Origin of the sequence: Klebsiella sp. WOUb02 (assembly GCF_050058015.1) — a bacterium.
Classification (GTDB): Bacteria; Pseudomonadota; Gammaproteobacteria; order Enterobacterales; family Enterobacteriaceae; genus Klebsiella.
Genome location: NZ_CP170106.1, coordinates 166,459 through 183,014, shown reverse-complemented (window position 1 = coordinate 183,014; position 16,556 = coordinate 166,459). Strand labels below are relative to the sequence as shown.

Sequence of the window (16,556 nt, the reverse complement as noted above, 5' to 3'; positions counted from 1 at the left end):
TGCTAAAAAAGCAAAAGACTTTGCACATTTCGCTCATTTTACCGCCCTGGCCGGTGGGCTAAAATAGCCGACAAAATTGAAACGCCAGGGGTAAAAAATGAGCAACATTCTGATTATCAACGGGGCAAAAAAATTCGCCCACTCTAACGGCCAGCTAAACGACACCCTGACCGAGGTCGCGGATGGTTATCTGCGCGACGCCGGGCATGATGTTAAAATCGTCCGTGCCGAAAGCGAATACGACGTGAAAGCAGAAGTACAAAATTTCCTCTGGGCCGACGTCATTATCTGGCAAATGCCGGGCTGGTGGATGGGCGCGCCCTGGACCGTGAAAAAGTACATCGATGATGTCTTCACCGAAGGCCACGGCTCGCTGTACTCCAGCGATGGCCGCACCCGCTCCGATGCCGGCAAAAAATATGGCTCAGGCGGTTTAATTCAGGGCAAACGCTACATGCTCTCCCTGACCTGGAACGCGCCGATGGATGCCTTTACCGATGAAGCGCAGTTCTTCCACGGCGTCGGCGTTGACGGCGTTTACCTGCCGTTCCACAAGGCCAACCAGTTCCTCGGCATGACCGCCCTGCCGACCTTTATCGCTAACGACGTGATTAAAATGCCTGATGTTCCGCATTACATCGCAGAATATCGCAAGCATCTGGCGCAGATTTTTGGTTAACTAAAGGTCTATATACAGAAGGAGTTGAGTACATCATGTTGACAGTGATTGCAGAAATTCGCACCCGTCCTGGCCAGCACCATCGCCAGGCGGTGCTGGATCAGTTCGCCAAAACGATTCCGCTGGTTTTACAGGAAGAGGGCTGCCACGGCTACACGCCGATGATCGACCATGCCGCAGGCGTCAGCTTTCAGAGCACCTCGCCCGATTCCATCGTGATGGTCGAGCTGTGGGAAAGCGTGGCGCATCTCGAAGCGCACCTGCAAACTCCGCATATGAAAGCCCACGGCGAAGCGGTGAAGGGCGACGTGCTGGAAGTCAGCATTCGTATCCTGCAGCCCGGGGTTTAAGCAAAGATGTGAACCAACGGCCGGCAGGATTGCGGCCAGCAAAAAGGGAGCCAGAGGCTCCCTTTTTTGTACGATGCCTGCCGTCAGCCGGCTCAGGCTTCAATATCCGCCATATCGCCTTTTTCCTGCAGCCAGTTGCGGCGATCTTCCGAGCGCTTCTTGGCTAACAGCATATCCATCATCGCGGTGGTCTGCTGCTCGTCCTCATCGCTGATAATCAGCTGAACCAGACGGCGGGTGTTAGGGTCAAGCGTGGTTTCACGCAGCTGCATCGGGTTCATTTCGCCCAGCCCTTTAAAGCGTTGTACGTTCGGTTTACCCTTCTTGCGCTTGAGCTGCTCAAGCACCCCGGCTTTCTCTTCTTCCGTCAGCGCGTAGTAAACCTCTTTGCCGAGGTCAATGCGGTACAGCGGCGGCAGCGCCACGTGGACGTGCCCATGCTTGACCAGCGTGCGGAAGTGCTTAACGAACAGCGCGCAGAGCAGCGTGGCGATGTGCAGGCCGTCGGAGTCCGCATCCGCGAGGATACAGATCTTGCCGTAGCGCAGCCTGGCTCAAATCATCGCTATCCGGATCGATACCGATCGCCACCGAAATATCGTGCACCTCCTGCGAGGCCAGCACTTCATCCGAAGAGACCTCCCAGGTATTGAGGATCTTGCCCTTCAGCGGCATGATCGCCTGATACTCGCGGTCGCGCGCCTGCTTGGCAGACCCGCCCGCCGAGTCGCCTTCTACGAGGAACAGCTCGGTACGGTTGAGATCCTGGGCGGTGCAGTCCGCCAGCTTGCCCGGCAGCGCGGGGCCGCTGGTCAGCTTCTTACGCACCACCTTCTTAGCCGCGCGCATCCGGCGCTGGGCGCTGGAAATCGCCATTTCGGCCAGCAGACTCCGCGGCCTGGACGTTCTGGTTCAGCCACAGGCTGAAGGCGTCTTTTACCACGCCGGAGACGAAGGCCGCGCACTGGCGCGAGGAGAGGCGCTCTTTGGTCTGGCCGGCGAACTGCGGATCCTGCATTTTCACCGACAGCACGTAGGCGCAGCGATCCCAGATATCCTCCGCCGAGAGCTTGACGCCGCGCGGCAGAATATTGCGATATTCGCAGAACTCGCGCATGGCCTCCAGCAGGCCCTGACGCAGGCCGTTAACGTGCGTCCCGCCCTGCATGGTCGGGATCAGGTTGACGTAGCTTTCGGTTAGCAGCTCGCCGCCTTCCGGCAGCCACAGCAGCGCCCAGTCGACCGCTTCGGTTTCACCGGAGAAGTTGCCGACGAACGGCTGTTCCGGCAGCAGCGGCAGGCCGTTCACCGCTTCGCGCAGATAGTCCGTCAGGCCATCTTCATAGCACCAGCGCTGCTCGCTGTTGTTCACCAGGTCACGGAAGACGATCTCCACGCCGGGGCACAGTACGGCTTTGGCTTTGAGCAAATGGGTCAGGCGCGATACGGAGAAGCGCGGGCTATCGAAGAAGCTTTCATCCGGCCAGAAGTGCACGCTGGTACCGGTGTTACGCTTACCGCAGGTACCGGTAACGTGCAGATCCTCGACCTTATCGCCGTTCTCAAACGCAATGCTGTAGACCTGGCCGTCGCGGCGTACGTTAACCTCAACGCGCTTCGACAGGGCGTTGACCACCGAAATCCCCACCCCGTGCAGGCCGCCGGAGAACTGGTAGTTCTTGCCGGAAAACTTGCCGCCCGCGTGCAGCCGACACATGATCAGCTCAACCGCCGGAACCCCTTCTTCAGGATGGATATCGACCGGCATGCCACGCCCGTCGTCGATAACCTCCAGCGATTGATCGGCATGAAGAATGACCTCCACGCGTTTGGCGTGGCCGCCCAGTGCTTCATCCACACTGTTATCAATAACTTCCTGACCAAGATGGTTAGGACGTGTCGTGTCGGTGTACATTCCCGGGCGGCGGCGAACCGGCTCTAACCCGGTGAGTACCTCAATGGCATCAGCGTTGTATGAAGATTGCGTCATGGTGTGTATTCGTAGGTCGTCCAGGGATGCTTAGCGCAGGCCCAGAAAATCGATAATCTGAGTGAAATGATCTTCAAAGCCGACAAATGCATGATTGCCGCCCTCCTCTACCGTCTGCCGGCATGAGGCGTAGTAGCCAACGGCCTGGCGATAATCCAGCACCTCATCGCCCGTTTGCTGCAACAGCCAGAGTAAATCAGGCGATTCCAGCGGGTCGATTTGCATGACTTTGAGATCGTAAATATGGCGAGACTCTAGCACATATTGCTGCCCCGTGTACGGATTCTCATTGAGGCCGAGGAAATTGTTCAGCAGCTCAAACGGGCGCACGGCCGGGTTTACAACCACAGTTGGCAGCATAAAACACTGCGATAGCCAGGTTGCGTAGTAGCCTCCCAGCGAGGAGCCCACGACGCCCAGCGGTTCTCCGCCGTGTTCGAGAACAATCGCTTCCAGCAGCTCCGCCGCTTCAGCGGGGTAAACCGGCAGCTCCGGCACCACCATGTTAATTTCAGGATAATTTTGCGCCAGCCACGCCTTCAGCGCCGTCGCTTTGGCCGACCGCGGAGAGCTATTAAATCCGTGCAGATAGAGGAGCGTAGCCATCAGTATCCTTCTGAAGCGATATCAGGGTGAAATTTCACGCCGCTAAGGCGGCAAACTTCGGTCGTCAGGGTGCCATCTGGATGCAGATCCAGCCAGCGCCAGCCGGGGGAAACGGTATCCAGCGTAAAGTTGTCGCAGTGCGGCTTAAACTGCACGCAGGTTGACGGCGTAGCCATCATGCGTCGTCCGCCCCAGTTGAGATCCAGCTCCTGATGAATATGGCCGCACAGCAGATGCCTGACGCGGGGAAAAGCGGCTAGCGTGCGATCGAGCGCCGCGGCGTTGCGCAGGCTATGCTGATCCAGCCAGCTGCAGCCAGAGGCGAGAGGATGATGATGCAGCAGCAGCAGCGTATAGCGTTCAGGTTCTGCCGCGAGCTTGTTCTCAAGCCACTCCAGCTGAAAATCGCTCAACTCGCCGTGGGGAACGCCGAATACCTGGCTGTCCAGCAGCAGTATTTGCCAGCGGTCGCCGAGCAGAACGCGCTTGGCGGAGGAAATGCCTGATTCCTGCAGCGTGCTGTACATTGCCGGCTGAAAATCATGATTGCCCGGCAGCCAGACGCAGGGCGCAGTAAAACTCGCGATACCCTCAGCGAAGTGCTGATAGGCCGCGGCCGAGTGGTCCTGTGCCAGATCGCCTGTCGCGACAATCAGATCGCACTGGCGCTGCGAGGCGTGGATGGCTTCCAGCACGGCCTGATAGCTTTCCCAGGTATTGATGCCTAACAGCGTTTCATGTTTTTCAGCAAACAGGTGAGTATCAGTAATTTGTAATATCCTGACTCTGGCCTCACCAGCCAAAGGAAGGTTTAACAGGCTTTCCAAATGGTGTCCTTAGGTTTCACGACGCTAACAAACCGGAATCGCCATCGCTCCATGTGCTAAACAGTATCTCAGCCAGTCGGCTAAGAACTGGTTAATTTGATGCTTTTCGTCGCGTTGATGCAACTTTTTATTAGGATAATCATACCGCGCTTTGAAGCGAAAAATCTGCTGACTCGAACACACTTCGGCCACCATCGCATCATGATACAGGCGTACCGTCATGGACGGTAAGCTCCAGTAGCTTACCGCCGGCGCCGTTTGCTCAATCGACACCAGTGTAGTGTAGCGGGTCGATTCAACGATAGTTAGCCGGTACTGCGCACTGCCCACCTGGTAGCCCGCCATATCGCCCACTGCATCGGTTCGCGGCAGCAGGCGGCGCAACTGGGCAAAATTGGTTTCACACAGGCGCATCATTTCCGGGAAGTCAGGCGTATAACGCTTCATTTTGACCACTCATTACGTAAATTTTGATAGTGCAGCTGCAGCCATTGCAGCGCGATGACAGAAGCTGCGTTGTCGATCTTCCCTTCTTCTACCCACTGATAAGCCTGCTCCCTGCTGACCACATGAACCCGAATATCCTCATTTTCATCCGCCAGGCCGTGAATGCCTTTTGCCGTCGTCGCATCGACTTCCCCCACCAGAATCGACAGCCTCTCGCTGGTGCCGCCGGGGCTCGCCAGATAGCTCAGCACCGGCTTTGTCCGCCCAACGTCAAGGCCCGCCTCTTCTACCGCTTCACGCCGGGCGACCTCCTCAGGCGTTTCGCCTTCTTCAATCATGCCGGCCACCATTTCGAGCAGCCACGGGCTCTCGCTGGTGTCATATGCGGCAATGCGAATCTGCTCGACCAGCACAACTTCATCACGTATCGGGTCAAAGGGTAGCAAGACAGCGGCATGCCCGCGCTCAAAAATTTCGCGCGTCACTTCGCCGCTCATCCCGCCGTTAAACAGACGGTGGCGAAAACGGTATAAATCCAGCGAAAAAAAACCACGATAAAGCGTTTCGCGTGCAATAATTTCTACATCGTTTTTAGCGAAGGTAATTCCCTGCTTGTTGGGCTTGCTCATTGTCGGTGTCCTGCGAATTCGAAAGTAGGGATTTATAAGCCGTTTGGCTACCGTTTTACAGTCCGTATGTTAGATTGGTGCAAATTACCGCCGGATGGCACGTAACGCCAACTTTTTACGGCGGCAGACTCTATACAATCAGCAGATATATTTAGCTTTTGGGCAGCGCTTTATGCTTCACAACAAGGAATGCAAATGAAGAAATTTTTCCCCATCCTTATCGGCCTGGGCCTGACTGGCTTCAGCGCCATGAGCCAGGCAGAAAACCTGATGCAGGTTTATCAGCAGGCGCGTATCAGCAATCCTGACCTGCGTAAATCAGCAGCCGATCGCGATGCTGCATTCGAAAAGATCAACGAAGCACGTAGCCCGTTACTGCCTCAGCCTCGGTCTGGGTGCAGATTATACTTACACCAATGGCTATCGCGACAGCAACGGCATTAACTCGAACGTCACCAGCGGTTCGCTGCAGCTCACGCAAACGCTGTTCGATATGTCGAAATGGCGTGCCCTGACGCTGCAGGAAAAAGCGGCCGGTATTCAGGATGTTACCTATCAGACTGACCAGCAAACGCTGATTCTGAACACCGCGACGGCCTACTTTAACGTGCTGAGCGCCATCGATACGCTCTCCTATACCGAAGCGCAGAAGCAGGCGATCTATCGTCAGTTGGATCAGACCACCCAGCGTTTTAACGTGGGCCTGGTTGCCATTACCGACGTGCAGAACGCCCGTTCCCAGTACGACTCCGTGCTGGCCAACGAAGTCACCGCGCGTAACGACCTCGACAACGCGGTTGAAGCGCTGCGTCAGGTGACTGGCAACTACTATCCGCAGCTGTCGTCGCTGAACGTTGACGGCTTCAAAACCAACAAGCCGGAAACGGTGAACGCGCTGTTGAAAGAAGCGGAAAACCGCAACCTATCGCTGCTGCAGGCTCGTCTGAACCAGGATCTGGCGCGTGAGCAAATTCGCCAGGCGCAGGACGGCCATCTGCCGACTCTGGATTTAACCGCCTCCACCGGCGTCTCCAACACCTCTTATAGCGGTTCAAAAACCCATAACAGCAACCAGTATAACGACAACGACGCGGGCCAGAACAAAATCGGCCTGAGCTTCTCGCTGCCGCTGTATCAGGGCGGAATGGTTAACTCGCAGGTGAAACAGGCGCAGTACAACTTCGTCGGCGCCAGCGAACAGCTGGAAAGCTCGCACCGCACCGTGGTGCAGACCGTTCGCTCTTCCTTTAATAACATCAATGCTTCAATCAGCAGCATCAACGCCTACAAACAGGCGGTGGTCTCTGCCCAGAGCTCCCTGGATGCGATGGAAGCCGGCTATTCCGTTGGTACGCGTACCATCGTTGACGTGCTGGATGCGACAACTACGCTGTATAACGCCAAGCAGCAGACTCTCCAGCGCGCGTTATAACTATCTGATTAACCAGCTGAACATCAAGTCCGCGCTCGGCACCCTGAATGAGCAGGATCTGGTTGCGCTGAACAATACCCTGGGTAAACCTGTCGACACCTCACCGGATAGCGTTGCGCCGGAGAACCCGCAGCAGGACGCCAGCGCCGACGGCTACGGCGGCAGCGCGGCGCCAGCGGCAATGCCGGCTTCTACCCGCACCACGAAAACCAGCGGCGCGAATCCTTTCCGCCAGTAATCTTCGTTGCGTCATCGCGCTCCGCGTAACGGATTCCGTTAAGCGGAGCGCTAAACGTAAGGCAACGTAAAGATCCCCTGCTTTCCGCCCCTCTTCGCTTCATTTTCCACCACTCATCCTCTATCCTGAGCGTTAACAAAACGCCATACCACTGGGTCCAGGAAGACAAACATGAAACGGACAAAAAATATTAATCATGCCTCGTTCCGCAAAAGCTGGAGCGCTCGCCATCTGACGCCGGTCGCGCTCGCCGTGACGGCCGTCTTTATGCTCGCCGGTTGCGAAAAAAGCGACGAGACGGTTTCTCTGTATCAAAATGCCGATGACTGCACCGCCGCCAACCCTGGCAAAGGCGCAGAGTGCACAACCGCCTTTAATAACGCGACCAAAGAAGCCGAACGTACCGCGCCAAAATACGCCACCCGCGAAGATTGCGTAGCGGAGTTCGGTGAAGGCCAGTGTCAGCAGGCGCCGGCTCAGGCAGGCGTCGCGCCGGAAAATCAGGCCCAGGCGCAAAGCAGCGGCAGCTTCTGGATGCCGCTGATGGCCGGCTACATGATGGGCCGCATGATGGGCGGCGGCATGGGCGCGCAGCAGCCGCTGTTCAGCTCGAAAAACCCGGCCAGCCCGGCCTATGGTCAGTACACCGATGCCGGCGGCAAGAGCTACGGCGCCGCGCAGCCGGGCCGTACGATGAACGTACCGAAGACGGCGATGGCGCCAAAACCAGCGACCACCAGCACCGTGACCCGCGGCGGTTTCGGCGAGTCGGTGGCGAAGCAGTCCGCCATGCAGCGTAGCGCCGCCGGCACCTCTTCTTCGCGCTCAATGGGCGGCTAACGCTCATGGAAAGAATCAGCATCACGGAGCGCCCGGACTGGCGCGAAAAGGCGACCGAATACGGCTTTAACTTCCATACCATGTACGGCGAGCCGTACTGGAGCGAAGAGGCCTATTACAAGCTGACCCTGGCGCAGGTTGAGAAGCTGGAAGACGTTACCGCCGAGCTGCATCAGATGTGCCTGCAGGCGGTGGAAACCGTGATCGGCAGCGATGAGCTGATGGCCAAATTCCGCATCCCCAAACACACCTGGGGCTTCGTGCGCCAGTCGTGGAAAACTAACCAGCCGTCGCTCTATTCGCGCCTCGACCTGGCGTGGGACGGCGTTGGCGAGCCCAAGCTGCTGGAGAACAACGCCGATACGCCAACCTCGCTGTATGAGGCGGCGTTCTTTCAGTGGATTTGGCTGGAAGATCAGCTCAACGCCGGCCTGCTGCCGGCTGGCAGCGATCAGTTCAACAGCCTGCAGGAAAAGCTGATTGAGCGCTTTACCGAGCTCCGCGAACGGTTTGGCTTCCAGACTGCTGCACATGGCGTGCTGCCGCGATACCGAAGAGGATCGCGGTACCGTCCAGTATCTGCAGGACTGCGCTGCCGAAGCCGGCGTCGCCACCGAGTTCCTCTATATCGAAGATATCGGTCTGGGCGAAAAGGGCCAGTTTACCGACGTTCAGGATCAGGTTATCGGCAATCTGTTCAAGCTTTATCCGTGGGAGTATATGCTGCGCGAGGTCTTCTCCACCAAGCTGGAGGACGCCGGCGTACGCTGGCTTGAGCCGGCATGGAAGAGCATTATCTCCAACAAGGCGCTGCTGCCGCTGCTGTGGAAGATGTTCCCGAACCACCCTAACCTGCTGGCATCCTGGTTCAGCGAAGACGCGCATCCCGAAATGGAGAAGTACGTAATCAAGCCGATTTTCTCCCGCGAAGGCGCAAACGTGTCGATCGTTGAAAACGGCAAGGTGCTGGAAGCGGTAGAAGGCCCGTACGGCGAAGAAGGGACCATCGTGCAGGAGTTCTATCCGCTGCCGAAATTTGGCGATAGCTATACGCTGATCGGCAGCTGGCTGATCGACGATAAGCCAGCCGGGATCGGCGTTCGCGAAGATCGGGCGCTGATCACCCAGGATCTTTCACGTTTCTATCCGCACATTTTCGTCGAGTAGTATCCTGCCCCGGCAGCACTGCGCCTGCCGGGGCGTCTCCACTTTCTCGCTACGCGCCCACCAGCACTGACAGCATGCTTAACGACCCCATTTCCATCCCTTCTACCGGTATGGAAATCGGCTCTTCGCCGTCCCAGGCGCCCAGCACGTACAGCAGCGGCAGGAAGTGTTCCGCCGTCGGGTTTGACAGCGACCCGCCCTCATGCGCCAGATAGTTCACCAGCGGATGTTCCGCGGCCGGCCCTTTCCAGGTCAGATTCGTTTTCACATACTCGTTAAACGACTCCGCCCAGGGATACGGCGTGCTCTCGCCATGCCAGCGCGCCGTGCGCAGGTTATGCACCACGTTACCGCTCGCAATCAGCATAATGCCCTCATCACGCAGCGCCGCCAGCCTGCGCCCCATCTCCAGGTGCCAGGCCGCCGGCTTGCCGCTGTCGATGCTCAGCTGCACCATCGGAATATCGGCATCCGGATACATTTTGATGAGCACGCCCCACGAACCGTGGTCGAAGCCCCAGGCTTCTTTATCCAGCGCCACCGGTACAGGCGCCAGCAGCTCAACCAGACGCTGCGCCAGCTCAGGGGAGCCCGGAGCCGGATAGTGCGTATCGTACAGCGCCTGCGGGAAGCCGCCAAAATCGTGGATCGTTTTCGGCGCTTCCATCGCCGTGACGCCGGTACCGCGCGTAAACCAGTGCGCGGAGACCACCACAATCGCCCGCGGACGCGGCAGGGTTTCGCCCAGATGCCGCCAGGCGCGGGTATAGATGTTATCTTCCAGCACGTTCATCGGGCTGCCGTGGCCTAAAAACAACGCCGGCATTCGGGTAAGGGACATGATGATATCCTTGAGTAGAGGAGATTTGATGCCTTCACATTACGCGTTTTTGCAGCAGGATAAACTCAGATAAGCGTGATGATCATCATCAGAAAATTTGAATGTAAGCCGCGGTAAAGGGCATGTTTCCCTCTCGCTGCTTATCTCGCTGATGGAGATGCTCCCTGCCGCGCCGGGCGCCGAGGGGATGTCGACGTTGCCCGGTTGATGAGCTCATGCCGCCGGCAAAAGAGATCGATCCGCAAAGCAACCCAGGCTATGGCGCGCTGTGCGGCATGTCGGTGATGGGAGTTGGCTAACGCCAAAAACAACAAAGCCCACGGTTAAGTGGGCTTTAGTTTAGAGCACAGCGAAGCCGAATCAGCTGGCTTTACGCTCGTGCTCGCGGCGATAGGCCACCAGATCTTCAATGGTGACCACCGCCATATTGTGCTGCTGAGCAAATTCGATGCACTGCGGCGCGCGAGCCATCGAGCCATCGTCGTTGGTCAGTTCACACAGAACCCCAGCCGGCTTGAAACCTGCGAGAGTCACCAGATCGATGGTGGCTTCGGTGTGGCCGCCGCGGGTTAACACGCCGCCCGCCTGGGCGCGCAGCGGGAATACGTGGCCAGGGCGATTCAGGTCGGATGGTTTTGCGCCATCGGCAATCGCGGCGCGCACGGTGGTGACGCGGTCGGCTGCGGATACGCCGGTGGTGACGCCTTCCGCGGCTTCGATGGTCACGGTGAAGCCGGTGCCGTAGGCGCTGGTGTTATTTTCCACCATCATCGGCAGGTCGAGCTGCTTGCGGCGTTCATCGGTCAGGCACAGGCAAACAATACCGCTGCCGTGGCGAATGGTCAGCGCCATCTGCTCAACGGTCATGGTTTCGGCGGCGAAAATCATATCGCCTTCATTTTCACGATCTTCATCATCCAGCACCATCACACCGCGGCCTTCGCGCAGTGCATTTAAAGCGTGTTCCACACGTTCAAAAGCGGTACCAAAAGAGGAAAGGAGCGTCTGATTCATGGTAAAAAAACCTCATTAAAATTATGGTTACCAGAATCAGGGCAGTCTTAGGAGTGCCGGTTAAGCGGCAAAAGTCAACGCAAGCGGATCGCAATCCGGCTGAGCCGTTACTCTCTCCCATCCGGACTCTAACCGTCGGCCCCGGAATTACACCGGATCTGCTGACCTTTCTGCTTTCGCAAAAAGCGCTCGCGGGCTTTCAACGCTATGGTTGATTTACCGCCGGTGGGGAATTTCGCCCCGCCCTGAGAATAAGCGGGATAACTATAACGCTATTGATTATCCTCGGCAATGCATAAGCTTCAAACATTTCTGGTTTATAGGCGGCGCCGATCGCACTACAATGGACGTTAAATCGATCAGAGCAGGAAACCACCATGATTGACCCGAAAAAAATTGAACAAATTGCCCGCCAGGTCCATGAATCGATGCCGAAAGGCCTTCGTGACCTTGGGGAAGACGTGGAGAAAAAGATCCGTCAGGTGCTCCAGTCGCAGCTGACCCGCCTGGATCTGGTAGGCCGTGAAGAGTTTGACGTGCAGACTCAGGTGCTGCTGCGCACCCGCGAAAAGCTGGCTTTACTCGAACAGCGCATCAGCGATCTGGAAAGCCGTTCGGCCGCGCCGGGCGCCGAAGAGAAGCTGTAAAAAATAACGGGCCATCAGGCCCGTTGTTGTATTAGTGTTCCAGCTCTCGCGCCGGCGCCTCCGCCTGGCTGACCTGACGACAGTAGAGCTCGTACCGCTGGCAAAACCATTCACGATGGTCCTCATCCATATTGCCGACGATGGCCTCAAGATCAACGACGTGGCCCTGCGCGCGCATTCTGGCAAAGCTCAGCGCCAAAAAGTCAAAATTATTCATTGAATACAGGTCGTTATGGTTCATCCGCATACTCCTTCAGCCGTTGGTGTTCTGAGTGGTCATATGCTTTACTGACTTCAGTATTTATCTTTACGTTAACTTTTTTTGCGCGAAAAATGCGCAAAATAAGAACAATTCTTGCGCTGAATCATTTCCATCATCAATAAATAAATAAAAGCCCGCGATCGGACGATCGCGGGCCGCTTTAAGTACAACTTTTTCGCTACCTTCCCGATCGCGCCATGCTTATCGGGATCATCGTCAAGCCACCGTTCGGCGGGGAAACATTACTTCCCGCTATCTTTCTGGATCTTCTTGATAATGTTGGTGGTCGAACAGCCATCTTCAAAATTGAGCACCAGCACTTCACCGCCGTTTGCCCAGACCTCTTCGCTTCCGGCAATCTGTTCTGGCTTGTAGTCGCCGCCTTTCACCAGCAGATCCGGCAGGATCCCGGCGATCAGGCGCTGCGGCGTGTCCTCTTCGAAAGAGACCACCCAGTCAACGGCCTCCAGCGCGCCCAGGACGATCATCCGCTGCTCAAGCGGGTTCACCGGACGGGACTCTCCTTTCAGACGTTTGGTCGACGCATCGCTGTTCACCGCCACAATCAGGCGATCGCCCAGCTTGCGCGCATTTGCCAGATACGAAACGTGGCCCGCGTGCAGAATGTCAAACACGCCGTTGGTCATCACCACTTTCTCACCGCGCTTGCGCGCCGCGGCAACCGCCTGCTTGAGTTCTTCTTCATTCATCACGCCAAAACCGGTCTCCGCGCGCCCGCGGACCGCGTTTTCCAGCTCGATCGGTGAAACGGTCGAGGTGCCCAGCTTGCCGACGACCACGCCGGCCGCCGCGTTGGCGAAATAGCACGCCTCTTCCAGCGTATTGCCTGAGGCCAGCGTCGCCGCCAGTACGCCAATCACCGTATCGCCGGCGCCGGTGACGTCATACACTTCCTGCGCCTGGGTTGGCATATGCAGCGGCGGTTTGCCCGGCTGCAGCAGCGTCATGCCCTGCTCGGAGCGGGTCACCAGCAGCGCGGAGAGTTCAAAATCAGCAATAATCTTCAGGCCGCGCGCAACGATTTCCGCTTCGTCCTTACATTTTCCCGCCACCGCTTCAAACTCGGAAAGGTTCGGAGTCAGCAGGGTGGCGCCGCGATAGCGCTCGAAATCGGTGCCTTTCGGGTCGATCAGCACCGGGACGCCCGCATCCCGCGCCAGCTTAATCATCGTCTGCACGCTGGCCAGCGCGCCCTTCGCATAGTCGGAGAGGACCAGCGCCCCGATTGAACTCAGCGCCTGCTGAATACGTTCGTGCATGGGCTGCGGATCGACGCCGGAAAAGCCCTCTTCAAAATCAAGACGGATCAGCTGCTGGTTGCGTGACAGCACGCGCAGCTTGGTGATGGTCGGGTGCGTCGGCACCGAAACGAAGTCGCACTTCACGTTGACGTCGGCCAGCGCTTTACTCAGCGCTCTGGCGGCATCGTCAATCCCGGTCAGGCCCACCAGTCGCGAGGTCGCGCCGAGCGACGCGATATTCATCGCTACGTTTGCCGCGCCGCCGGGGCGTTCTTCGATATTTTCCACTTTCACCACCGGCACCGGGGCTTCAGGGGAAATTCGGCTGGTGGGACCATACCAGTAGCGGTCCAGCATCACATCGCCAACCACCAACACTCCTGCTCGTTCAAACTCCGGCAGCGTTACTTTCATTACTCTCTCCTGCGAGATGCAAACTTTGCGCGCGATAATAGCACACCCGGTTTTTTAGTTAAGCCATCAACCACTTCTGCCAGCTGGCGCTAACCTGCTCACGCTCCTGAGCAAAAGCCTCCGGCGCGACGTTTCCCGGCTGCTCCTGCAGCGCCAGATGGTGCAGCGCATCGCGCAGCGTGGTGTAGGCATGGGTCAACGCCCGGGCCTCTTCTTCATCCATAATGTCGTTCTGCGCCAGCAACTCCAGAATGCGCACATTATCGGACCAGCGCGTCAGCTTCGGCTTGTCGTGGGCATAGCGTAAGACCAGATACTGGGTGATAAATTCAATATCGGTGATCCCGCCGACATCGGCTTTAATATCAAAGCGATCGCGCTGCTTATTGCCGAGATGGGCGCGCATTTTCTCACGCATTTCCCGCACCTCGGTCTGCAAAGTCGCCCCCTCGCGCTGGCGGGTGAGGATTGCGCGACGGATCTCATCAAACCGCGTCTGCAGCTCGGGATCGCCGTAGACCACCCGCGCGCGGACCAGCGCCTGATGCTCCCAGGTCCAGGCCTCATTTTGCTGATAGTCGGCGAATGAGTCGGCGGTGGTGACCAGCATGCCCGCGGCGCCCGACGGACGCAGGCGCGCATCCACTTCATAGAGGATCCCGGAAGAGGTGCGGGTGCTGAAGAGATGCATAATGCGCTGCGCCAGACGCAGATAGAACTGGCGGCCGTCAATCTCGCGTTCGCCGTCGGTCATGGCCTCCTGCGGGCAATCATGGAGGAACACCAGATCCAAATCGGAGCTGTAGCCCAGCTCCCAGCCGCCCAGCTTGCCGTAGCCGACGACGGCAAAACCGCGCCCCTGACGTTCGCGCAGATGCGTCGGCTGGCCATAGCGCGCCACCATCTGCGTCCACGCCTGCTGAACGACCGCGTCAATCATCGCCTCGGCCAGCCAGGTTAAGTGATCGCTTACTCTCATCACCGGCAGCGTGCCGGCGATGTCCGCGGCGGCAATATGCAGCAGCTGCGCCTGCTTGAACTGACGCAGCGCCTCCAGCTGCTGCTCTTCGTCCTCTTCCGGTACGCGCAGCAAATACTGGCGCAGCTCATCGCGATAGGCGTCGGTTGCCGTCGGCTGATAGAGCGTATTCGGATCCAGCAGCTCGTCCAGCAGCAGCGGATGGCGCGCCAGCTGGCTGGCGACCATCGGCGAGGCGGCGCACAGGGCGATCAGGTGCTTCAGCGCGCCGGGATACTCGCTGAGCAGCTCCAGATAGGTCGTGCGGGTCACGATGCCAGTCAGCAGCGGCGTAATGCGCGCCAGCGGCAGCGGCGCATCGGCGCGCGAGCAGACTTCGCTGAGCAGGTGCGGCATCAGCTGATCCAGCACCTGCCGCCCGCGCGGGCCAATGGTGCGCCTGTCGAGCTCTTTGCGGAAATCGGCGATCAGCGCCAGCACGCTGCGCCGGTCGCCATCATCGAGATGCGCCAGCGCCGGACTGGTATCATCCTCCTCCAGCGGGTCCTGCCACAGCTCGCGCCAGAACTCTTCCAACTGCTCATCCGGCGACTGGGCTTCGTCATCGCCGATCAGCTCGTTGAACACCCGCCGGACGCTGGCCATTTTCTCTTCCAGCTGCGCACTCAGCGTCTCCCAGTCGGCAACGCGCATCCCCCACGCCAGGCGAGCGCGGTTGAGCTCATCCTGCGGCAGGGTTTGCGTCTGCTCATCGTTGATGCTTTGCAGCAGGTTTTCGAGGCGACGTAAGAACAGGTAGGCCTCGCGCAGCCGGGAAGCATCGCCTTCCGGCAGCAGATGCAGTTGCTCAATAGCCTCCAGGGTTGGCAGCAGCGCCCGCAGCTGCAGCGCGGGCTCGCGGCCGCCGCGGATCAGCTGAAAGACCTGAACGATAAATTCAATTTCGCGGATCCCGCCGGCGCCGAGCTTGATATTGTCCTTCAGCCCGCGGCGGCGAACCTCGCGGGCAATCATCCCTTTCATATTACGCAGCGACTGGATCACGCTGAAGTCAATGTAGCGACGGAAGACGAACGGCCGCAGCATGGCGCGCAGTTCGCTGGCATAAATGCCTTCGTTATCGCCCATGATCCGCGCCTTCACCATCGCATAGCGCTCCCAGTCTCGCCCCTGCTCCTGGTAGTAATCCTCCAGCGCGGCGAAGCTCAGTACCAGCGGACCGCTGTCGCCAAACGGGCGCAGGCGCATATCCACGCGGTAGACGAAGCCGTCCTGGGTGGCCTGATCGAGGGCCTTAATTAAGCGCTGGCCAAGGCGGGTAAAGAACTGGGCGTTATCCAGCTCGCGGCGCCCGCCGCAGGTTGCGCCGTGCTCCGGCCAGGCAAAAATCAGGTCGATATCGGAGGAGAAGTTAAGCTCTCCTCCGCCAAGTTTGCCCATCCCGAGGATCAGCAGCGGCTGCGGCTTACCTTCGGCGCTGCAGGGCGTGCCCCACTCCCGGCAGCAGGCGGCATACAGCCAGTCCCGGGCGGCGACAATCAGCGTCTCCGCCAGCGCGCTGAGCTGCTGCAGACTGCTCTCTTCGCTGACCAGCGATAGCGCCTGGGCCCAGGCGATGCGCACCATAATCCGCCGGCGAAACAGGCGCAGCTCGCGCATCAGCGCCGCTTCGTCGTTGACCTCCGCCAGCGCCGCCTGCAGCCAGTCGGCATAGTGGCGCCACTCATCCGCTTCCGGCGGCGAGCTCTCCAGCTCCGCCAGCCACTGCGGCTGGGCAACCAGGCTCTGCTCGACGAAATCGCTGAACGCCATAACCGACTGCGCCTGCGGACTTAACGTTGATGATGGAAAATCCGCCGGCAGCCGGTCTACAACCGTCTGCCAGTGCTGCTGTAACTGCGAAGAAAGCGGCATTATAGGGGTCTCCCTGGC

Annotated in this window: 13 protein-coding genes, 4 pseudogenes and 1 riboswitch; of the genes and pseudogenes, 7 read left to right on the top strand and 10 right to left on the bottom strand. The window is 58.5% G+C overall.

Annotation, left to right across the window (positions count from 1 at the left end; all coding sequences use genetic code 11):
- Window positions 1-97 precede the first annotated feature (97 nt).
- Both ABOC21_RS02950 and ABOC21_RS02945 read left to right on the top strand, forming a co-directional pair.
- A complete protein-coding gene (locus tag ABOC21_RS02950) occupies window positions 98-679 on the top strand; it encodes an NAD(P)H-dependent oxidoreductase (protein WP_426812382.1) in 582 nt (193 codons plus the stop codon).
- A gap of 35 nt (window positions 680-714) precedes the next feature.
- The gene (locus ABOC21_RS02945) at window positions 715-1,029 is read left to right on the top strand and encodes a putative quinol monooxygenase (RefSeq protein ID WP_045856859.1); all 315 of its coding nucleotides are present in this window, start codon (window positions 715-717) and stop codon (window positions 1,027-1,029) included.
- 92 nt (window positions 1,030-1,121) lie between these two features.
- On the opposite strand, the pseudogene parE reads toward ABOC21_RS02945, so the two are convergent.
- The 5 genes and pseudogenes from parE to nudF form a co-directional block, all read right to left on the bottom strand.
- Window positions 1,122-3,019, bottom strand: a pseudogene (parE, locus tag ABOC21_RS02940) (DNA topoisomerase IV subunit B).
- Between the two features lie 30 nt (window positions 3,020-3,049).
- The gene (yqiA, locus tag ABOC21_RS02935; RefSeq protein ID WP_045856855.1) at window positions 3,050-3,625 is read right to left on the bottom strand and encodes an esterase YqiA; all 576 of its coding nucleotides are present in this window, start codon (window positions 3,623-3,625) and stop codon (window positions 3,050-3,052) included.
- Window positions 3,625-4,452 (bottom strand): 3',5'-cyclic-AMP phosphodiesterase, encoded by an 828-nt coding sequence (cpdA, locus tag ABOC21_RS02930; protein ID WP_426812381.1) that lies wholly within the window; start codon window positions 4,450-4,452, stop codon window positions 3,625-3,627. The genes yqiA and cpdA overlap by 1 nt, the downstream gene beginning before the upstream one ends.
- Window positions 4,453-4,476: 24 nt before the next feature.
- Entirely contained in the window at window positions 4,477-4,899 is a 423-nt protein-coding gene (locus ABOC21_RS02925) for a DUF1249 family protein (RefSeq protein WP_041147275.1), read from the bottom strand.
- Complete coding sequence (gene nudF / locus ABOC21_RS02920; protein WP_426812380.1) at window positions 4,896-5,528, bottom strand: ADP-ribose diphosphatase; 633 nt, start codon at window positions 5,526-5,528, stop codon at window positions 4,896-4,898. Before nudF ends, ABOC21_RS02925 begins: the two co-directional genes overlap by 4 nt.
- 195 nt (window positions 5,529-5,723) lie before the next feature.
- On the opposite strand from nudF, the pseudogene tolC reads away from it, so the two are divergent.
- The 3 genes and pseudogenes from tolC to ABOC21_RS02905 all read left to right on the top strand — a co-directional run bounded on the left by tolC (window position 5,724) and on the right by ABOC21_RS02905 (window position 9,205).
- A pseudogene (gene tolC / locus ABOC21_RS02915) lies at window positions 5,724-7,198 on the top strand (outer membrane channel protein TolC).
- Between the two features lie 171 nt (window positions 7,199-7,369).
- Entirely contained in the window at window positions 7,370-8,038 is a 669-nt protein-coding gene (locus ABOC21_RS02910) for a DUF1190 family protein (RefSeq protein ID WP_426812379.1), read from the top strand.
- A 5-nt stretch (window positions 8,039-8,043) separates the two neighbouring features.
- Window positions 8,044-9,205, top strand: a pseudogene (locus ABOC21_RS02905) (glutathionylspermidine synthase family protein).
- A gap of 49 nt (window positions 9,206-9,254) precedes the next feature.
- Here the strand turns inward: ABOC21_RS02905 and ygiD are convergent.
- Window positions 9,255-10,046 carry a 4,5-DOPA dioxygenase extradiol gene (gene ygiD, locus ABOC21_RS02900; RefSeq protein WP_426812378.1) on the bottom strand — a complete coding sequence of 264 codons (792 nt, stop codon included), beginning with the start codon at window positions 10,044-10,046 and terminating at the stop codon, window positions 9,255-9,257.
- Window positions 10,047-10,249: 203 nt separating this feature from the next.
- On the opposite strand from ygiD, the pseudogene ABOC21_RS02895 reads away from it, so the two are divergent.
- Window positions 10,250-10,345 (top strand): annotated as a pseudogene (locus ABOC21_RS02895) (zinc transporter ZupT); the annotation flags it as partial.
- 61 nt (window positions 10,346-10,406) lie between these two features.
- Here the strand turns inward: ABOC21_RS02895 and ribB are convergent.
- Window positions 10,407-11,060: a 3,4-dihydroxy-2-butanone-4-phosphate synthase gene (ribB, locus tag ABOC21_RS02890; protein WP_045856843.1), complete on the bottom strand. Its 654-nt coding sequence runs from the start codon at window positions 11,058-11,060 to the stop codon at window positions 10,407-10,409.
- 105 nt (window positions 11,061-11,165) lie between these two features.
- Window positions 11,166-11,317, bottom strand: a riboswitch (FMN riboswitch).
- A 120-nt stretch (window positions 11,318-11,437) separates the two neighbouring features.
- On the opposite strand from ribB, the gene ubiK reads away from it, so the two are divergent.
- Window positions 11,438-11,707, top strand: a complete 270-nt coding sequence (ubiK, locus tag ABOC21_RS02885) for a ubiquinone biosynthesis accessory factor UbiK (RefSeq protein WP_426812377.1) — start codon at window positions 11,438-11,440, stop codon at window positions 11,705-11,707.
- Window positions 11,708-11,738: 31 nt separating this feature from the next.
- Here the strand turns inward: ubiK and glgS are convergent, their stop codons facing one another.
- The 3 genes from glgS to glnE form a co-directional block, all read right to left on the bottom strand.
- Entirely contained in the window at window positions 11,739-11,948 is a 210-nt protein-coding gene (gene glgS, locus ABOC21_RS02880; RefSeq protein ID WP_095099573.1) for a cell surface composition regulator GlgS, read from the bottom strand.
- 263 nt (window positions 11,949-12,211) lie between these two features.
- The gene (gene hldE / locus ABOC21_RS02875; RefSeq protein ID WP_426812376.1) at window positions 12,212-13,645 is read right to left on the bottom strand and encodes a bifunctional D-glycero-beta-D-manno-heptose-7-phosphate kinase/D-glycero-beta-D-manno-heptose 1-phosphate adenylyltransferase HldE; all 1,434 of its coding nucleotides are present in this window, start codon (window positions 13,643-13,645) and stop codon (window positions 12,212-12,214) included.
- A 58-nt stretch (window positions 13,646-13,703) separates the two neighbouring features.
- Window positions 13,704-16,541 carry a bifunctional [glutamate--ammonia ligase]-adenylyl-L-tyrosine phosphorylase/[glutamate--ammonia-ligase] adenylyltransferase gene (gene glnE, locus ABOC21_RS02870; RefSeq protein WP_426812544.1) on the bottom strand — a complete coding sequence of 946 codons (2,838 nt, stop codon included), beginning with the start codon at window positions 16,539-16,541 and terminating at the stop codon, window positions 13,704-13,706.
- Window positions 16,542-16,556 lie beyond the last annotated feature (15 nt).

Coding starts and splice junctions, on each gene's coding strand:
- ABOC21_RS02950 (WP_426812382.1), top strand. CDS start 98: ATGAGCAACATTCTGATTATCAACGGGGCAAAAAAATTCGCCCACTCT.
- ABOC21_RS02945 (WP_045856859.1), top strand. CDS start 715: ATGTTGACAGTGATTGCAGAAATTCGCACCCGTCCTGGCCAGCACCAT.
- yqiA (WP_045856855.1), bottom strand. CDS start 3,625: ATGGCTACGCTCCTCTATCTGCACGGATTTAATAGCTCTCCGCGGTCG.
- ABOC21_RS02925 (WP_041147275.1), bottom strand. CDS start 4,899: ATGAAGCGTTATACGCCTGACTTCCCGGAAATGATGCGCCTGTGTGAA.
- nudF (WP_426812380.1), bottom strand. CDS start 5,528: ATGAGCAAGCCCAACAAGCAGGGAATTACCTTCGCTAAAAACGATGTA.
- ABOC21_RS02910 (WP_426812379.1), top strand. CDS start 7,370: ATGAAACGGACAAAAAATATTAATCATGCCTCGTTCCGCAAAAGCTGG.
- ygiD (WP_426812378.1), bottom strand. CDS start 10,046: ATGTCCCTTACCCGAATGCCGGCGTTGTTTTTAGGCCACGGCAGCCCG.
- ribB (WP_045856843.1), bottom strand. CDS start 11,060: ATGAATCAGACGCTCCTTTCCTCTTTTGGTACCGCTTTTGAACGTGTG.
- ubiK (WP_426812377.1), top strand. CDS start 11,438: ATGATTGACCCGAAAAAAATTGAACAAATTGCCCGCCAGGTCCATGAA.
- glgS (WP_095099573.1), bottom strand. CDS start 11,948: ATGAACCATAACGACCTGTATTCAATGAATAATTTTGACTTTTTGGCG.
- hldE (WP_426812376.1), bottom strand. CDS start 13,645: ATGAAAGTAACGCTGCCGGAGTTTGAACGAGCAGGAGTGTTGGTGGTT.